This is a genomic window from Leisingera sp. (assembly GCF_982940295.1).
In genome coordinates this window covers 149,327-165,803 of the sequence record NZ_CEYXRG010000008.1, presented here as the reverse complement: position 1 = coordinate 165,803, position 16,477 = coordinate 149,327, and the positions used below count along the sequence as shown (strand labels likewise).

Annotated in this window: 16 protein-coding genes and 1 tRNA gene; 8 read left to right on the top strand and 9 right to left on the bottom strand. The window is 63.0% G+C overall.

What is annotated here, in order from left to right:
- Positions 1 to 62: 62 nt before the first annotated feature.
- Positions 63 to 938 carry a 3-hydroxybutyryl-CoA dehydrogenase gene (locus AC4HIX_RS10095; protein ID WP_475049244.1) on the bottom strand — a complete coding sequence of 292 codons (876 nt, stop codon included), beginning with the start codon at positions 936 to 938 and terminating at the stop codon, positions 63 to 65.
- 153 nt (positions 939 to 1,091) lie between these two features.
- Here AC4HIX_RS10095 and AC4HIX_RS10090 point away from each other — a divergent pair, with 153 nt between their 5' ends.
- Positions 1,092 to 1,916: a DUF6473 family protein gene (locus AC4HIX_RS10090; protein WP_490398872.1), complete on the top strand. Its 825-nt coding sequence runs from the start codon at positions 1,092 to 1,094 to the stop codon at positions 1,914 to 1,916.
- Between the two features lie 72 nt (positions 1,917 to 1,988).
- Here AC4HIX_RS10090 and AC4HIX_RS10085 read toward each other — a convergent pair whose 3' ends face one another.
- The 6 genes from AC4HIX_RS10085 to AC4HIX_RS10060 form a co-directional block, all read right to left on the bottom strand.
- Positions 1,989 to 2,918, bottom strand: coding sequence for an electron transfer flavoprotein subunit alpha/FixB family protein (locus tag AC4HIX_RS10085; RefSeq protein WP_490398871.1), 930 nt, complete (start codon positions 2,916 to 2,918; stop codon positions 1,989 to 1,991).
- Entirely contained in the window at positions 2,918 to 3,676 is a 759-nt protein-coding gene (locus tag AC4HIX_RS10080; RefSeq protein ID WP_490398870.1) for an electron transfer flavoprotein subunit beta/FixA family protein, read from the bottom strand. Before AC4HIX_RS10080 ends, AC4HIX_RS10085 begins: the two co-directional genes overlap by 1 nt.
- A gap of 285 nt (positions 3,677 to 3,961) precedes the next feature.
- Positions 3,962 to 4,534 carry a cob(I)yrinic acid a,c-diamide adenosyltransferase gene (locus tag AC4HIX_RS10075; protein WP_490398869.1) on the bottom strand — a complete coding sequence of 191 codons (573 nt, stop codon included), beginning with the start codon at positions 4,532 to 4,534 and terminating at the stop codon, positions 3,962 to 3,964.
- A 6-nt stretch (positions 4,535 to 4,540) separates the two neighbouring features.
- Positions 4,541 to 4,744: a twin transmembrane helix small protein gene (locus tag AC4HIX_RS10070; protein ID WP_421056242.1), complete on the bottom strand. Its 204-nt coding sequence runs from the start codon at positions 4,742 to 4,744 to the stop codon at positions 4,541 to 4,543.
- A gap of 73 nt (positions 4,745 to 4,817) precedes the next feature.
- Positions 4,818 to 5,648 carry an SDR family NAD(P)-dependent oxidoreductase gene (locus AC4HIX_RS10065; RefSeq protein WP_490398868.1) on the bottom strand — a complete coding sequence of 277 codons (831 nt, stop codon included), beginning with the start codon at positions 5,646 to 5,648 and terminating at the stop codon, positions 4,818 to 4,820.
- A 36-nt stretch (positions 5,649 to 5,684) separates the two neighbouring features.
- A complete protein-coding gene (locus tag AC4HIX_RS10060; RefSeq protein WP_490398876.1) occupies positions 5,685 to 6,308 on the bottom strand; it encodes an SH3 domain-containing protein in 624 nt (207 codons plus the stop codon).
- Between the two features lie 270 nt (positions 6,309 to 6,578).
- Here AC4HIX_RS10060 and AC4HIX_RS10055 point away from each other — a divergent pair, with 270 nt between their 5' ends.
- The 3 genes from AC4HIX_RS10055 to tuf all read left to right on the top strand — a co-directional run bounded on the left by AC4HIX_RS10055 (position 6,579) and on the right by tuf (position 10,953).
- On the top strand, positions 6,579 to 8,927 hold the full coding sequence (locus tag AC4HIX_RS10055) for a DNA topoisomerase IV subunit A (protein ID WP_490398867.1): 2,349 nt from the start codon (positions 6,579 to 6,581) through the stop codon (positions 8,925 to 8,927).
- A gap of 127 nt (positions 8,928 to 9,054) precedes the next feature.
- The gene (locus AC4HIX_RS10050; protein ID WP_475049257.1) at positions 9,055 to 9,654 is read left to right on the top strand and encodes a hypothetical protein; all 600 of its coding nucleotides are present in this window, start codon (positions 9,055 to 9,057) and stop codon (positions 9,652 to 9,654) included.
- 123 nt (positions 9,655 to 9,777) lie between these two features.
- On the top strand, positions 9,778 to 10,953 hold the full coding sequence (gene tuf / locus AC4HIX_RS10045; RefSeq protein ID WP_475049259.1) for an elongation factor Tu: 1,176 nt from the start codon (positions 9,778 to 9,780) through the stop codon (positions 10,951 to 10,953).
- Between the two features lie 136 nt (positions 10,954 to 11,089).
- Here the strand turns inward: tuf and AC4HIX_RS10040 are convergent, their stop codons facing one another.
- The gene (locus tag AC4HIX_RS10040) at positions 11,090 to 11,800 is read right to left on the bottom strand and encodes a lysophospholipid acyltransferase family protein (protein WP_490398866.1); all 711 of its coding nucleotides are present in this window, start codon (positions 11,798 to 11,800) and stop codon (positions 11,090 to 11,092) included.
- A gap of 176 nt (positions 11,801 to 11,976) precedes the next feature.
- Here AC4HIX_RS10040 and AC4HIX_RS10035 point away from each other — a divergent pair.
- Positions 11,977 to 12,052, top strand: a tRNA-Trp gene (locus AC4HIX_RS10035).
- 57 nt (positions 12,053 to 12,109) lie between these two features.
- Here the strand turns inward: AC4HIX_RS10035 and AC4HIX_RS10030 are convergent.
- Positions 12,110 to 14,254, bottom strand: coding sequence for an O-linked N-acetylglucosamine transferase, SPINDLY family protein (locus tag AC4HIX_RS10030; RefSeq protein WP_490398865.1), 2,145 nt, complete (start codon positions 14,252 to 14,254; stop codon positions 12,110 to 12,112).
- Between the two features lie 204 nt (positions 14,255 to 14,458).
- Between AC4HIX_RS10030 and secE the strand changes: the two genes are divergently transcribed.
- The 3 genes from secE (at position 14,459) to AC4HIX_RS10015 (ending at position 16,437) form a co-directional block, all read left to right on the top strand.
- Entirely contained in the window at positions 14,459 to 14,656 is a 198-nt protein-coding gene (gene secE, locus AC4HIX_RS10025) for a preprotein translocase subunit SecE (protein ID WP_008554326.1), read from the top strand.
- A gap of 215 nt (positions 14,657 to 14,871) precedes the next feature.
- Positions 14,872 to 15,405 (top strand): transcription termination/antitermination protein NusG, encoded by a 534-nt coding sequence (gene nusG, locus AC4HIX_RS10020; protein ID WP_475049266.1) that lies wholly within the window; start codon positions 14,872 to 14,874, stop codon positions 15,403 to 15,405.
- Positions 15,406 to 15,618: 213 nt separating this feature from the next.
- Positions 15,619 to 16,437, top strand: a complete 819-nt coding sequence (locus AC4HIX_RS10015) for a DUF2189 domain-containing protein (RefSeq protein WP_490398864.1) — start codon at positions 15,619 to 15,621, stop codon at positions 16,435 to 16,437.
- Positions 16,438 to 16,477 lie beyond the last annotated feature (40 nt).

The window sequence follows — 16,477 nt, the reverse complement described above, 5'->3', positions numbered from 1 at the left end:
CCCCCCCCCCCCCCCCCCCCCCCCCCCCCCCCCCCCCCCCCCCCCCCCCCTGCCGTTCAATGTCAGCGCGTCGGCACCGGTGTTTCGCCGCGGTAATCATAAAACCCGCGCTGGGTCTTGCGGCCCAGCCAGCCTGCCTCGACGTATTTGGTCAGCAGCGGGCAGGGGCGGTACTTGGTATCTGCCAGCCCGTCATGCAGAACATTCATGATCGCCAGGCAGGTATCCAGGCCGATGAAGTCCGCCAGCTCAAGCGGACCCATCGGGTGGTTGGCACCCAGCTTCATCGATTCGTCGATCGACTTCACCGACCCCACGCCCTCATACAGCGTGTAGACCGCTTCGTTGATCATTGGCATCAGGATGCGGTTGACGATGAAAGCCGGGAAATCCTCGGCGCTGGCCGAGGTCTTGCCCAGCCGGGCCACCACTTCCTGGCAGGCGTTGAACGTCGGCTCGTCGGTGGCGATCCCGCGGATCAGCTCCACCAGCTGCATCACCGGCACCGGGTTCATGAAGTGGAACCCCATGAAACGCTCGGGGCGGTCGGTGCGGCTGGCCAAACGTGTGATCGAGATGGACGAGGTGTTGGAGGTCAGGATCGTGTGCGGCTTCAGATGCGGCTGCAGATCCTCGAAAATTGCCTGCTTGACGGTTTCCCGCTCGGTGGCAGCCTCGATCACCAGATCGGTTGCCCCGACTTCAGCCAGCGTTAAAGACGGCACGATCCGCGCCAGCGCCGCCTTCACGTCGTTCTCGGCGATCTTCCCCTTGCTGGCCTGGCGGGCCATGTTCCTTTGGATCAGGCTCAGCGCGCTGTCGAGCGCCTGCTGGCTGACGTCATTCAGAACGACATCATACCCTGCCAGCGCCATAACATGGGCAATGCCATTGCCCATCTGCCCGGCGCCGATCACACCAACCTTCTGAATTTCCATGCCTCAGGCTCCTGAAATATCTGCCGCAACCTTACTGGCCCGGGAAGGGCAGGCACAAGAGCAGCTTGCGTGGATTTGAGGCAAATTCTCGCTTTAGGGAAATTGCAATGGTTCGCCCTCAGAGTGAGTCTCGGGTGAAAAATTGGTGGTGAAATGAGCTATGAACTCAAAAGCGCGGGGGCGCTTTCGGGGGAACCATGCAGATATGGGAAATCCCGGCTGCTGGTGCGGGGGCCGCACCGGTCCTTGGACGAGCCTTATGTTGCTTTCCTCGGTGGAACCGAAGTTTACGGGCGATTCGTTGAATTTCCCTTTGTCGACTCCTTGCAGGGGCGGCTTGGTGTGAATTGCGTCAATCTGGGCAGTGTAAACGCCGGGCTGGACAGTTTCGTGCAGGATGACACCCTGATCGGACTTGCCAGGGACGCGCGGGTCACGGTGTTGCAGATGCTGGGGGCGCAGAACATCTCGAACCCGTATTACCGGGTGCATCCGCGCCGCAATGACCGCTTCCTGCAAGCGCAGCCGGCGCTCAAGACGCTTTATCCGGAAGTGGATTTTACCGAATTCCATTTCAACAAGCACCTTCTTTGCACGCTCCGGGATATCTCTGGACAGCGGTTCGAACAGGTGCGTGAACAACTGCAGCGCAGCTGGGTGGAGCGGATGAGCGGCCTGATCAAGGCGCTGGATGGCCAGGTGCTGTTGCTGTGGCTGCGCTATCATCTGGATGCGGATGCCGGTTTCCCGGAAGAGCCCGTGCTTGTGGACCGTTCGATGGCCGATGCTCTGCGCCCCAAGGTGCAGGGAATCGTGGAGTTCCGGGCGCAATCGGCAGCCGCTGCCAGGGATATCGCCGGTATGGTGTTCGGCCAGATGGAGCTGCCGGCAGCGCGTCACATGATAGGCCCCAACGAGCATCTGCGCATTGCCGAGGCGCTTGCCGCCTATCTGCAGCCAATGCTGCAGGACGAATAACACCAGTCCCCGGAACGGAAAAAGGCCCGCCGGTTGGCGGGCCTTCCTGTTTAGTCAGCTGTCCAGCCGGGCTTAGCCCAGCTTTTCGGTCAGGGCCGGGACGGCTTCGAACAGATCGGCAACCAGGCCGAAGTCAGCAACCTGGAAGATCGGTGCTTCTTCGTCTTTGTTGATCGCCACGATGACCTTGGAGTCCTTCATGCCGGCCAGGTGCTGGATCGCGCCGGAGATGCCGATGGCGACATACAGGTCCGGGGCAACAACCTTGCCGGTCTGGCCAACCTGCCAGTCGTTCGGGGCATAGCCCGAGTCGACGGCGGCGCGGGATGCGCCAACAGCGGCGCCCAGCTTGTCGGCCAGGGTCTCGATCAGTTTGAAGTCTTCCTCGGAGCCAACACCGCGGCCGCCGGAGACAACGATGCCGGCAGAGGTCAGCTCGGGACGGTCGCTTGCGGCAACCTTGTCTTCGACCCACTCGGACAGGCCCGGGTTGTCGGCGGCAGAGATGGTCTCAACCGAAGCCGAGCCGCCTTCGCCGGCCGCGTCGAAGGACGCGGTGCGGAAGGAGACGACTTTCTTGGCGTCGCTGGACTTTACGGTCTGGATCGCGTTGCCGGCATAGATCGGGCGCTCGAAGGTGTTGCCGTCGACAACGCCGGAAACGTCCGAGATCACCATCACGTCCAGCAGCGCAGCAACGCGCGGCAGAACGTTCTTGGCGTCAGTGGTGGCCGGAGCAACAATGTGCTCATAGTCGGAGGCCAGGCCAGCGATCAGCGCCGCGGTCGGCTCCGCCAGGCGGTGGCCCAGCGATGCGTCCTCGGCGACCAGCACCTTGGCTACACCAGCTATCTTGGCAGCTTCTTCGCCAGCCGCAGCAGCGGAGGCGCCGGCGGCCAGAACGGTCACGTCGCCCAGCTTGGAGGCTGCAGCCACGGCTTTGGCGGTTGCGTCCAGCGCCAGCGCGCCGTCGGTCACTTCAGCAAGGAGAAGAACAGCCATTACACAGCCCCCGCTTCTTTGAGTTTCTCAACCAGCTCGTCAACCGAACCGACCACGATGCCTGCGGCGCGTGCCGGCGGCTCTTCGGTTTTGACGATTTCCAGGCGCGGGGAGACGTCGACGCCGTAGTCGGCGGCGGTTTTCTCGTCCAGCGGCTTTTTCTTCGCCTTCATGATGTTCGGCAGCGACGCATAGCGCGGCTCGTTCAGGCGCAGGTCCACGGTGATGATGGCGGGCATCTTCACGGAAATGGTTTGCAGGCCGCCGTCGACTTCGCGGGTAACCTTTGCGGACTCGCCTTCGATGTCCAGTTCAGAGGCGAAGGTGCCCTGGGACCAGCCCAGCAGCGCCGACAGCATCTGGCCGGTTGCGTTCATGTCGTTGTCAATCGCCTGCTTGCCGCAGAGCACGATGCCGGGCTGCTCTTCCTCGACCACTTTGGCCAGGATCTTGGCAACCGCAAGCGGCTCGATGTCGGTGTGCACGTCGTCGGCTGCAACCACCAGGATGGCGCGGTCTGCGCCCATGGCCAGCGCGGTGCGCAGCGTTTCCTGGGCCTGCTTCACGCCGATCGAAACCGCAACGACCTCGTCCGCCTTCCCGGCTTCCTTCAGGCGGATGGCTTCTTCAACAGCGATTTCGTCGAAGGGGTTCATCGACATTTTGACGTTGGCGAGATCGACACCGCTGCCGTCCGCTTTGACGCGGACTTTCACGTTGTAGTCAATCACGCGTTTGACAGGCACAAGTACCTTCATTTTGCGTTCTCTCCTTAACAAACGGCAAGCCGCCTCAGGGCGACTCCCCCTCTATGCTCTCGCAGCGTTGATACCGGCTGGTGTGCGCCTGCAACAGGGCAAAATCGTCACGTTAGCGCACGCCGACGTCGCGTTTGCTCATTTGGAACATCATTTTTGCAAGAATGTTTCCGGTGGGAAATCCGCCTGCCGCGACGGCAAGGTGCCGTTGCCGCGGATGACGCGTTTAGCGCCGGATTCGCAAAAATCCGGCGCTAAACGGCGAATCAGAGCGGGGCAGGGGGCTCAGCGGTTGGCGCCGGGCACCCACAAAACGTCGTCCTTGCCACCGTTATTGGCGGTGCGGGCGGCCACAAAGAACCAGTCGGACAGGCGGTTCAGGTATTTCACCGCTGCCGGGTTCACGTCCTCGGTCGTACTCAGGTCCGTGGCCAGCCGCTCAGCGCGGCGGGCGACGGTGCGGCAGACATGCAAATGCGCCGCCAGCTTGGACCCGCCCGGCAGGATGAAGCTGCGCAGCGCCTCCAGATCCTTGTTCATGGTGTCGATTTCGGCCTCCAGCCGCTCGACTTGCGCCACCGCCACCCGCAGCGGCGGATATTCGGCCTCGGCGTCCTTCTCCATTTCCGGCCGGCACAGATCGGCTCCCAGATCGAACAAATCGTTCTGAATGCGCGCCAGTGCCGCGTCCATCTCGCCTTCGGCTTCCAGCCGGGCAACACCGACAAAGGAGTTCAGCTCATCCGAAGTGCCATATGCATTCACGCGGGCCGAGTGTTTGGCCACGCGCTCGCCGTTGCCCAGGGCGGTTTCGCCCTTGTCGCCGGTGCGGGTGTAGATTTTGTTCAGAACGACCATCGTCAATTATCCTCCCTGGCTGCGCAGGTAGACGTAGGACAGCAAGAGCACCACTGCAATGAATTGAAACAGGATGCGCAGGCGCATCATCTTGTTTGCGTTCCGGCGGTTAAACTCGCCGCCCTTGCCAAAGCCGCCAATGCCGATGACCAGTGCCACAACCACAGCCGCCACGGCTGCCAGTGCCAGATAATACAGCGGATCGCTCATTCTGTCCCCCAAGCGTATCAATTCTGTTGGACCCATCTACCCCGCGTGCAAGACGAAGGCGACCGCGAATCCGCTATCCGAGCCGCACCAGGATGCGGTCAATTGCCCTTGTGCTGAGGATGCGGCGCAGGACCCCGGCGATATGGGTTGGGGTGGTGACATAGTAGCGGGCGCGCGGGCGGCGGGATTCGCAGGCGTGTGCCAGTTTCGCGGTCACGGCGGAGGCCGGCAGCTCAAACCGGTCCGGGCCGCTGTTCTCATATAGCCGCTTCAACAGGCGCGTCTCGTAAAGCTCGCGCAGCGGCGAGGCCTTCCAGTCGATAAAACGCTCAAAATAGGGAATCGACTTCTCCCGGATCTTCGACGTCACCGGCCCCGGCTCGATCAGCACCATGTGGATGCCCGACCCCTTCAGTTCGACCCGCAGCGTGTCAGTCAGACCTTCCAGCGCGTATTTCGTGGCTACATAGGCTCCGCGCCACGGAAAGGATACAAACCCCAGGATCGAGGAATTCTGCACTATCCGTCCGTGCCCCTGCTTGCGCATCACCGGGATCACTTGCCGGGTCAGCTCGTGCCAGCCGAAGAAATTGGCCTCGAAAATCGTGCGCAGCGCTTCGGTGGGCAGGTCCTCGACCGCGCCAGGCAGCCCATGCGCTCCGTTGTTGAACAGCGCGTCCAGGGTGCCGCCGGTGGCCTCCAGCACCTCTTCCAGGCCGGATTCGATGCTGGCCGGGTCGGTGTAATCAATGCGCGGGCTTTCAAATCCTTCAGCGCGCATCCGTTCGCAATCACGCCGCTGGCGGCAGGAGGCAAACACCCGCCATCCCCGCTCCCGCATTCCCCGCGCCGCATCCAGGCCGATTCCTGAGGAACAGCCGGTAATCAGGATGGTTTTTTTCATGTGGAACGCCTCTTGACCCGGTTTGCCCGGGGCCAGTTATGGGCGTTTCTTGCTCACCAGGGAAGCGGCAATCCAGCCGACGCGGCCCTTCTCTGGCGCGCGCAGGTGCAGCCAGCCAGTGCCGGAATCCTCTATCACGATGACTTCGTCACCTGCCAGAAGCCGGGTGATCACCGGATAGTTAGTGCCTGGCCCCTGCCGCATGTTCACCCGCGACGCGCGGATACTGCGGCGGTCGATAACCGGTTCCGGAGCAGGCTCTGCCGCGGCGGCGGAGGCCGCCGCTGACGTGGAGGCGGGCGTCGCAGTGATCGAGGCTAGGCCGCCATCCAGGGATGCGAGCTGCAAAGTGCCGCCTCCGGAGCCGACCGAGAATGCAGCTTGGGTGGAGGTCAGAACACTGGACGCACTGGCAAGCTGAGCGGCCGCCACGCGCTGACGCAGCGCCGGATCAGCCTTGGGCCGCACCGGCGTTTCTGCCTGTGTCCGGCGCGTCAGAACAGGCTGAGCCGTCAGAGACGCGGCGGTAATTCTGACAGGTTCGGATTTACGGGCATCGGGTTTAGCGTCAGCCACGGGCTCGGGCCGTTGCGGCGGTTCAAAGTCCGCCCCTCCGCTCAGCTCATAAAATCCCCATCCCAGAAAAGCGAAGGACAACATAACAAATCGCGACATAACCCGGTCCCCCCAGACCAAAAATAGACAGGCAAATCCAATGACCCGCAAAAGGCCGCTGCCCTGGTTGCAAGAGTTTGGAAAGTAACGCGCGGCGCGGCTGCCTGGTTCCATTTTATCTAGGGCAAGTTGACGGACAGGAAACAGGGGAGACTCTTCTGTCTTCTCCCCGCGCCTGGCTGGCAGCGGGCGAAGCTGTGCGAAATTCGCGCACGCCCGCTTTACCAATTCCGGCGCCGGCAGTATCACGATTTCATGACCGACCTGGTAGAAGATCCCGACATGCCCTCCGCCCCCGAACAAGGCGAAATCCTGGAACCGCTGCGCCGCGCCATTGGCGAGCGCTATCTGACCTATGCGCTCAGCACGATTATGCACCGGGCGCTGCCCGATGCCCGCGACGGCCTGAAACCTGTGCACAGGCGGATCCTTTACGCGATGAACCGCCTGCGGCTCAGCTCCAGCGGCGGCTTCCTGAAGTCGGCCAAGATTTCCGGCGATACCATGGGCGACTTCCACCCCCACGGCGATGCCGCGATCTATGACGCGATGGCGCGCCTGGCGCAGGACTTCAACGTCCGCTACCCGCTGGTCGACGGCCAGGGCAACTTCGGCAACATCGACGGCGACAACCCTGCGGCCTCCCGCTACACCGAAGCGCGGATGACCTTCGTGGCCGAGGCGATGCTGGAAGGGCTGAACGAGGATTCGGTCGATTTCCGCGACAACTACGACGGCCGCCTGACCGAACCGGCGGTGCTGCCCGCCACCTTCCCGAACATCCTGGCAAACGGTGCGGCCGGCATTGCGGTGGGCATGGCCACCAACATCCCGCCCCACAACATTGCTGAGCTGATCGACGCCTGCCTGCATCTGATCAAGACCCCGGATGCTCGCGACGACACCCTGCTGAACTATGTGCCGGGGCCCGATTTCCCCACCGGCGGTATTATCGTCGAGCCCAAGGAAAACATCGCCAAGGCCTACAGCACTGGCCGCGGCTCCTTCCGCCTGCGCTGCAAGCATGAGGTCGAGGACCTGGGCCGCGGCCAGTGGCAGATCGTCGTCACCGAGATCCCCTATCAGGTTCAGAAGTCCAAGCTGATCGAGAAGATCGCCGAACTGATCCAGACCAAGAAGGTGCCGATCCTCGCAGATGTGCGCGACGAATCGGCGGACGACATCCGCATCATCCTCGAACCCAAGTCCAAGAACGTGGACCCCGAGGTTCTGATGAACATGATGTTCCGCAACTCGGACCTGGAAATCCGATTCAGCCTCAACATGAACGTGCTGATCGACGGCGTAACCCCCAAGGTCTGCTCGATGAAGGAGGTGCTGCGCGCCTTCCTCGACCACCGCCGCGACGTGCTGCAGCGCCGCTCCCGCCACCGGATGGAAAAGATCGACCACCGGCTGGAGGTCTTGGAGGGCTTTATCATCGCCTTCCTGAACCTCGATCGGGTGATCGACATCATCCGTTATGACGAGGACCCCAAGGCCGCCCTGATCCGCGAGGACTGGAGCAAGGACCACCCGCGCGCCTTCACCGAGGCAGACTACATCACCCCGGCGCAAGGCGCGGGCGAGCTGACAGAGGTGCAGGCCGAGGCGATACTCAACATGCGCCTGCGGTCTTTGCGCAAGCTGGAAGAGATCGAATTGGTCCGTGAACGCGACGCACTGCGCGAGGAACGCGCCGGGCTGGTCGAACTATTGGCCTCCGAAGACCTGCAATGGTCCCGCATTTCCGAGCAGCTGAAAGAAACCAAGAAGCAGTTCGGTAAGGACTATGCAGGCGGCGCCCGCCGCACCCGCTTTGCCGAGGCGGGCGAGGTCGAAGAGGTGCCGCTGGAGGCCATGATCGACAAGGAACCGATCACCGTGGTCTGTTCGCAGATGGGGTGGATCCGGGCAATGACCGGCCATATCGACCTGAACCGCGAGCTGAAGTTCAAGGATGGCGATGGGCCGCGCTTCATCTTCCACGCGGAAACCACCGACCGGCTGCTGGTGTTCGGCTCCAACGGCCGTTTCTATACCCTGTCGGCGGCGAACCTGCCCGGCGGCCGCGGCATGGGTGAACCTGTCCGCCTGATGGTTGACCTGCCCAATGAGGTGGAAATTGTCGACCTGATGATCCACAACCCGGAGGGTAAGCTGCTGGTCGCCTCCGACGCGGGCAACGGTTTCATTTGCGCCGAAAAGGACATCGTCGCCCAGACCCGCAGCGGCAAGCAGGTGCTGAACGTCAAGGACGACGAGCGCGCCAAGATCTGTATCCCGGTGGAGGGCGATCACGTCGCCGTGGTCTCGGAAAACGGCAAGTTCCTGGTTTTCTCGGTCGAGGAAATGCCCGAGCTGACCCGCGGCAAGGGCGTGCGCCTGCAGAAATACAACATGGCCCGCGGCAAGCAGGGCTCGCTGGAACTGGACGGCGGCCTCAGCGACATCACCACGTTCAACTGGGACGACGGCCTCAAGTGGGAGATGGGAGGCGGAAAGACCCGACACGCAGCCGACCTCACCGAATGGCTGGGCAAGCGCGCCAGCGTGGGCAAGCGCCCGCCTCACGGTTTCCCGCGGAGCTACAAGTTCAAATAAGCGGCATGTTTTTGCGAATTGCCTGTGCCCCCCGCGCCACCCGCGCGGGGGTTGCTGTTTGCGGGTCTTTACCCCCTGCGCCCGGCAGGGCTATCAGGGCAGGACCGAATTCTTACGGGGGACTCCCATGACCCGCATTCTCGCCCTGTTTTCCGCGCTGGTGCTGCTCGCAGCCTGTGGCGAAACCCGCCTCGACGAAGCGCCCGAGGATCTGGGTGCCTTCCAGGCCCGCGTGACGCATGTCTATACGGAAAAGGCGCTGCAATGGCCGCTGTCGCGCGATGCCGACCACAGTGAATGGACCGCCCCGATCGAGAATGCGCTGAACACGCGGCTGCGCCGCTATGCGGGCGCCCAGCAATACGACGTTGCCGTGACGCTCGAGGGCTTCATGCTGGCGCCGCCCGGCGTGCCGGTGCTGTTTTCGCCAAAGAGTGCTGTGGTGGTGAACGTGTTTGTCTACGACGTGGCAAACAAGAAATTCCTCGCCAAAAAGCACCAGATGGAGATCTTCGAAAGCACCACCGGCGAAAGCGCGCTGCTGGGGTCCGGCCATGCGCGCACCAAAGAGCAGCAGATCCAGGGGCTGGCCGTCAATATCGCCGACAAGGTCGAGGAGTGGATGGCAGAAAACCACAAGGAGCAGGGGTGGTTCGCGCCCCGTCCTGGCACGGCCGCTGAAGGTACGGCTGCACCGGATGCTGCGGAGCCGGCGCCGGCCGGCTGAGCCTGGCGATTTCCGCTTCTGTCAAGCAGGAACGGGTTGATTTTTCCGCGCAAACCAAATAATCCGCCCGCGCAGAGGAAACCGGGTCAACGCTGACCCCTCATTTCAAAAGGCGTCCAAGGCATGGCTAAGGAAAAGTTTGAACGTAATAAACCGCACGTCAACATCGGCACCGTCGGCCACGTTGACCACGGCAAAACCACGCTGACCGCAGCGATCACCAAGTACTTCGGCGACTTCAAAGCCTACGACCAGATCGACGGCGCGCCGGAAGAAAAAGCCCGCGGCATCACCATCTCCACCGCCCACGTGGAATATGAAACCGACGCGCGCCACTACGCCCACGTCGACTGCCCCGGCCACGCCGACTACGTCAAGAACATGATCACCGGTGCCGCTCAGATGGACGGCGCGATCCTGGTGGTGAACGCTGCTGACGGCCCGATGCCGCAGACCCGCGAGCACATCCTGCTGGCGCGTCAGGTTGGCGTGCCTGCCCTGGTCGTGTTCATGAACAAAGTGGACCAGGTCGACGACGAAGAGCTGCTGGAGCTGGTGGAAATGGAAATCCGCGAGCTGCTGTCCTCCTACGAGTTCCCGGGCGACGATATTCCGATCATCGCAGGCTCCGCGCTGGCGGCGATGGAAGGCCGCGACCCGGAAATCGGCGAAAACAAGATCAAAGAGCTGATGGCGGCCGTGGACGAATACATCCCGACCCCCGAGCGCGCGGTTGACCAGCCGTTCCTGATGCCGATCGAAGACGTGTTCTCGATTTCCGGCCGCGGCACCGTTGTGACCGGCCGTGTGGAGCGCGGTGTGATCAATGTTGGCGACGAAATCGAAATCGTCGGCATCAAAGACACTTCGAAAACCACCTGCACCGGTGTGGAAATGTTCCGCAAGCTGCTGGACCGCGGTGAAGCCGGCGACAACATCGGCGCCCTGCTGCGCGGTGTGGACCGTGAATCCGTTGAGCGCGGCCAGGTGCTGTGCAAGCCGGGTTCCGTGACCCCGCACACCAAGTTCGAAGCCGAAGCCTACATCCTGACCAAGGAAGAAGGCGGCCGCCACACCCCGTTCTTCGCGAACTACCGTCCGCAGTTCTACTTCCGCACCACCGACGTGACCGGCACCGTGACCCTGCCGGAAGGCACCGAGATGGTGATGCCGGGCGACAACCTGAAGTTCGCGGTTGAGCTGATCGCCCCGATCGCGATGGAAGACGGCCTGCGCTTCGCCATCCGCGAAGGCGGCCGCACCGTCGGCGCCGGCGTTGTGTCCAAAATCATCGAGTAATCAGGTCTCCTGATTGATCGACGGAAAGGCCGCCTCCGGGCGGCCTTTTTGCTGTGCCGCCGCCGGAAACCGGCGCGGTTTCCGGTCATGAAAAACCGGTTTTTCGTGGCCGCCTTTCGGGTCTAAAAATGGCGGATCAGGTCTGAGGCGTCTTCGGATTTTCGCTGCTGCGCCCGGCAGCCGCGTCCGCTGCATCCGTGACAGCATCTAGCGAGGCTTCCAGGCTCTGCCGTAAGACCTCCACCTCAGCGTCGCTTGGCTTCTTCGGCACCTCATCCGTCCATTCCCGGCACATCAGCACCCCGCGGGAAAACGGCAGCGGCAGCATCTGCTGGTCCCAGGTTGGCAGCTTGATCACTTTTCGCTCTGCAAAGGCCACGGTGAACACCCGGCAGCCGGTCATCCGCGCCCAGACCACCGGCACGGTGGAGGACACGCGGGCAGGGCCGCGCGGGCCGTCGGCGGCGATGCCGATGGAACAGCCTTCCCGGGTGCGCCGCAGCACTTCGCGCGACAGCGCCACATGGCGTTTGTGGCTCGACATTGGAATGGTCTCAAACCCCAGCCGCACCAGGATCTGACCCGCCAGACGCCCGGCGCGGGCCGCCGAGGTCAGCGCGCAGATTCGTCCCAGCGAGGTGTCGAAAAGATAGGGAGCCATGATCAGCCGCTGGTGCCAGAGCACAAAGATCACCGGCTCGCCGCGCCGCACGCAATCGTCCATCTCCTCAAAACCGCTGCGGCTCCAGCGGGAGGTGCGGAAGGCGAATCGCACATAGGCGGCAAACACCCCCTCGATAGCGCGGTTCACCCGGGGGCTGTCGGCGAATTTCTTTCTCAGGCTCACGGTTTCAGGCTCATTTCCAAGGGATTGGCCGGGCGCGCGGCCCGCTTTCCGGCCCCTCTTACCGCATGGGCGGGGGCGGGCAAAGCCCGCGGCCCGCAAACCGCCGCGCGGCGCGCAGAAAATCGGTTTTCCCTCTTGCCACCGCCGCGCGGCTGCCGTAGGACATGCCGCACTACAGGGGTATAGCTCAGTTGGTAGAGCGACGGTCTCCAAAACCGTAGGTCGCGGGTTCGAACCCTGCTGCCCCTGCCAGTCTCCAAAAAGTCCGTAGATCATGGCCGCCCACACTGGGTGGACGGCGGTTCTGTATCAGCCCTGCGGCGTCTCCTTGCCGGAGATGGTCAGGTGACCAGCAGGCAAACCTTGCAAAAACCGGTCATAGGCCGCGTCATAGGCGCTCTCGATCTGTCGGCTGAGCTGCGCGGCTGAGAACAGCGGAGCGTCCTGGTGCTGCTGGCGCAGCTTACGCTTCAGCACGGCGCACGCCTCCGGATCTGCGGCAAGTGCGGCGGCCTTTGCCTCATATACTTCCGCGCTGTCAGCGATCAATTCAGGCAGTCCGGCCGCTTGCAGCAGGCTTGCTCCCGTGCGGGCGGCAAGCTGCTGACCGGGCAGGGTGATCATTGGCACTCCCGCGGCCAGTGCGTCCCGGGCAGCGGTGCCGGCATTGACCGTAAACGTGTCAAGGAACACGCCGGCAAGGGGCAGCCGGGCAAGATGCTCCGCGCGGTCCGCAGGCGGAGCAAAGATCAGCCGGTCCGGGTCGATGCCGCGGGCGGCCGCGGCGCGGCGCAGGTTCGAGACGGCGTGTGCGCCATGATCCAGAAGCCAAAGCACGCTGTCAGGGGCGCCATCCAGCAAGCGCATCCAGATATCGAACTCCTGCGGAGTGATCTGGCTGGCCGCGGCAAAGCTGCAAAAGACAAAACCCTCGTCCGGCAGTCCGCAGTCGGCCCGGACCGGGGCGTTGACAGTGCTGGCGGGCGGCATCGCCAGGCAACTGCACGGCAGGCGCAGCAGGTGTTCGTTGTGATACCGCTCGCTGCCGGGCGGGCAGGTGGTGCCGTCGCTGATCAGGTAGTCGAAGGCAGCGGTTCCCATGGTTCCAGGGTATCCGGGCCAGGCAATGTGCAGGGGCGCCAGCCGGGTGTTGAACAGGCCGGTCCGGTTGCCGTTGGAATAGCCTGACAGGTCCACCGCAATGTCCAGTTCATCGGCCTTGGCTGCCGCGGCCGCGCCGTCGCTTGAGGTCCCGTTCAGCATCCGCAAACAGGACGCAGGGAACGCTGAGGCGGCTTCTTCGCTAAAACCCGGACCCGTGGCATAGGCAAAGACTTCAAACCGGTTGCGGTCGTGAGCGGCAAACAATGCATTGTATTGGCTCAGTACCGCCGAGGCGTCGCAGGCGGAGAAGAAATAGCCGATCCTAAGCCGCTCCGGGCGCTGTTGGGCGGGCGGGGCGGTTTGCGGTTCCACTTCGGGGAAATGCTCGCTCGCGTAGGCTTGCGCGCGCACCCTGAGCAGGTCCGGGTTGTCCTCCATCAGCATCAGCGCGCTGGGATCGCAGCCGCTGCCGCGCAGGCCCAGCAGGCGGCGGTATTGGTCGTACTCCTGTATCCAGCGCCAATCGTTGAGCTCTGCCAGCACGTGCAGGCGCTGGGTGCGGGCCCGGTCATCGGATGGGGAGATCTGGAGGATCTTGTCGAAACAGGGGAGTGCATCGGCATGGCGACCTTCGGCCTTGAGAAGCAGGCCCAGCTGGTACTGCGCCTCGGTCAGACCCGGCCGCAAGCTGACAGCGCGCTTGTAGTGGTCCTTAGCCTCTGCCACCGCGCCGAGATTGTGCAGCAGGCCCGCCAGGCTGAAATGCAGCAGCGCATCATCTGGGGCCATCGCAACCGCCCGGCGCAGGGCCGACGCGGCCTCTGTGCTGCGGCCCTCAAGCGGCAGCGCCTCGGCCAGGCTGCGCAGCGCAAGCAGGCAATCGGCATCCAGCGCCAGTGCCTTGCGGTAGAGCGCCACGGCATTGTCCGCCTGTCCGCGCGCCATGTGAACGCGGCCCATGGCGGCATAGGTTCCGGCTTCCTTGGGGTTGATCCCGCATGCCTTGTTCAGGCAGGTGGCCGCGTTGTCCAGATGGCCGGCAGCCAGGTGGCAGCGGCCCAGGAAATCCCACAGGAAATGCGACTCCCGGAAGGTCTTGAGCAAGGCGCCGCAACTGTCCGCCGCTTCAAAGGGGCGTCCGGCGGCAAGTGCCTCCTCCAGCTCCGCCTTTGTGTCATCGGAGGGCTCACGCTGCTCCCGCAGGCGGCCGCGCAGCGAGTCCAGGGCCTGCAGAGCGCGTGCGTTCTTGGGGTTGCGCGCCAGAATTCCGGAGTAGGCAAGCACGGCATCTTCGAACTTGGCGTCGCGTTCGAGCTGCTCGGCCTGGGAAAGGGTTTGTGCGGGTGTCATGGCATCCTGTCTCACTGAAACACACGGGGGTGCGCCAACACGGCGCGCGTCCTGCGCCGGGGCTGCTGGATTCAGTTTTGCGGGAAGTGGATTAAAATTGGATTGACCGCGGCCGGGAACACCGGCTGTTGCGGGCGCAGGGCTTGAATTCAGCTGCCGCACCGGTTACATCGCCTGCACTGCTAGCAGAGAGACTCCCCCACCATGGCGACTATCAACCCAGTTCAGTTTATCCAGCAGGTTCGTGCCGAAGTGTCCAAGGTCGTTTGGCCGACCCGGCGCGAGGTGCTGCTGACCACGGTCATGGTGTTTATCATGGCGGCTCTGACGGCGCTGTTCTTTGCGCTGGTCGATCTGCTGATCCGCTATGGCCTGCAGGGCCTTCTGGGGATGTTCGGCTGAGCCTGCAGCGGTATGACGGCTCCGGGGCCGCGGTTGCTGCGCAGCACTTGATTCTGGCGGCGATGGGCGGTACCTGAGCAGGAACATTGAGGCGGGCGTGCAGCGATTCGGTTTGCACGCCGCTTTTTGTTGGAGAGCGCAGCTTAAGAGCTGCAACGGAATGATTACGCAGCGGCGCGGCACCGGCCCGCCCTGCAGAACAAGGACAACGGTTCATGGCGAAACGGTGGTACTCGGTCAGCGTTCTTTCGAACTTCGAAAAGAAAATCGCAGAGCAGATCCGCACCGCGGTCGCCGAGCAGGGGCTCGAGGACGAAATTGACGAGGTGCTGGTCCCGACCGAAGAGGTGATCGAGATCCGCCGCGGCAAGAAGGTCTCGACCGAGCGCCGCTTCATGCCCGGTTACGTTCTGGTCCACATGGAAATGTCCGACCGCGGCTATCACCTGATCTCCTCGATCAACCGCGTGACTGGCTTCCTGGGCCCGCAGGGCCGCCCGATGCCGATGCGCGACGCGGAGGTGCAGGGCATCCTGGGCCGCGTAGAAGAAGGCGTCGAGGCGCCGCGCACCCTGATCAACTTCGAGGTGGGCGAGAAGGTCAAGGTCAACGACGGACCGTTCGAGGATTTCGACGGCATGGTCGAAGAAGTCGACGACGACAACCAGAAGCTCAAGGTCACCGTGTCGATCTTCGGCCGCGAAACCCCGGTGGAACTGGACTTTACCCAGGTCACCAAGCAAGGCTGACCGGTCCTGAAATGAAATTCATAGCGCCGCGTTGCACGATGCACCGCGGCGTTTCTTGTTTGTGATCGCCATTCTGAACGGAGCGGCCATACTCCCCCTTGCCCGTATGCCTCACCTGATGCAAACTTGTATCGGGAGGAGGGATGTCTGTCTCACCGCTGGGTCTAATCGCAAAAGGGCCTGCGCGGTGCCATGCTTTGGGAGGAGTGTGTCTTGGCATCCAAAACCGCAGGTTCCACACCGCCGGACAACCTGACACCGCAGCATCAGGCCGTGCCCGCGGTCAATAAGGTGACGGCGGGTGATATCACCGCGTCTCTAAAGGCAGGGTTCTCCGACTTTCTGGCGCGCCCTTTCCTGAGCGGCTTCTTTGGCCTGTTCTATGCGGTTTTCGGCATCCTGTTCGTCTGGTGCCTGGTCTGGCTCGGCGCGATCTGGATGATCATTCCTGCCGCTGTAGGTTTTCCGCTGGTCGCGCCTTTTGCTGCTGCCGGGCTATATGAAATGTCCCGCCGGATGCAGAAGGGAGAAAGTTTCACCTGGTCCGAGATCCTCACTGTCATGGCCAGCCAGCGTAAGCGCGAAATGGGCTGGATGGCCTTTGTCACACTGTTTATTTTCTGGGTGTGGATCTACCAGGTCCGGCTATGGCTGGCGATAACCCTCAAGAATGCATCCTTCTCGGATTTTGACGGGTTCTTGAACATCGTATTCTTCACGCCGCAGGGCTGGACCTTCCTGGCAATCGGCACCTGTGTCGGCGCATTTCTGTCGGCAGTCCTGTTCGCGGTGACCGTCGTCGCCATGCCCATGCTGCTCGACCGGGAGACCAATTTCGTTTCTGCCATGCTGACGTCCATTCGCGTCGTTACGGAAAGCCCCATGGTCATGCTCGCCTGGGCGGCGATCATTTCGCTCACCATGCTGGTGTCGCTGGTTCCGGCGTTTCTGGGTTTGATCGTCACCCTGCCTGTCCTTGGCCACACCACATGGCATCTCTACCGGCGGGCCGTGCCGCCAGTGGAGGCGTAACCCGCCTGGCCCTTCCCTTGTCCCGCGGCGCGCATTATCC

Excerpts from the sequence above, each read along its gene's own strand:
- AC4HIX_RS10065 (WP_490398868.1), bottom strand. The coding sequence starts at position 5,648 with ATGAAAAAAACCATCCTGATTACCGGCTGTTCCTCAGGAATCGGCCTG.
- secE (WP_008554326.1), top strand. The coding sequence starts at position 14,459 with ATGGCGACTATCAACCCAGTTCAGTTTATCCAGCAGGTTCGTGCCGAA.
- AC4HIX_RS10055 (WP_490398867.1), top strand. The coding sequence starts at position 6,579 with ATGACCGACCTGGTAGAAGATCCCGACATGCCCTCCGCCCCCGAACAA.
- AC4HIX_RS10050 (WP_475049257.1), top strand. The coding sequence starts at position 9,055 with ATGACCCGCATTCTCGCCCTGTTTTCCGCGCTGGTGCTGCTCGCAGCC.
- tuf (WP_475049259.1), top strand. The coding sequence starts at position 9,778 with ATGGCTAAGGAAAAGTTTGAACGTAATAAACCGCACGTCAACATCGGC.
- AC4HIX_RS10090 (WP_490398872.1), top strand. The coding sequence starts at position 1,092 with ATGAGCTATGAACTCAAAAGCGCGGGGGCGCTTTCGGGGGAACCATGC.
- AC4HIX_RS10080 (WP_490398870.1), bottom strand. The coding sequence starts at position 3,676 with ATGAAGGTACTTGTGCCTGTCAAACGCGTGATTGACTACAACGTGAAA.
- nusG (WP_475049266.1), top strand. The coding sequence starts at position 14,872 with ATGGCGAAACGGTGGTACTCGGTCAGCGTTCTTTCGAACTTCGAAAAG.
- AC4HIX_RS10070 (WP_421056242.1), bottom strand. The coding sequence starts at position 4,744 with ATGAGCGATCCGCTGTATTATCTGGCACTGGCAGCCGTGGCGGCTGTG.
- AC4HIX_RS10060 (WP_490398876.1), bottom strand. The coding sequence starts at position 6,308 with ATGTTGTCCTTCGCTTTTCTGGGATGGGGATTTTATGAGCTGAGCGGA.
- AC4HIX_RS10085 (WP_490398871.1), bottom strand. The coding sequence starts at position 2,918 with ATGGCTGTTCTTCTCCTTGCTGAAGTGACCGACGGCGCGCTGGCGCTG.
- AC4HIX_RS10075 (WP_490398869.1), bottom strand. The coding sequence starts at position 4,534 with ATGGTCGTTCTGAACAAAATCTACACCCGCACCGGCGACAAGGGCGAA.
- AC4HIX_RS10030 (WP_490398865.1), bottom strand. The coding sequence starts at position 14,254 with ATGACACCCGCACAAACCCTTTCCCAGGCCGAGCAGCTCGAACGCGAC.
- AC4HIX_RS10095 (WP_475049244.1), bottom strand. The coding sequence starts at position 938 with ATGGAAATTCAGAAGGTTGGTGTGATCGGCGCCGGGCAGATGGGCAAT.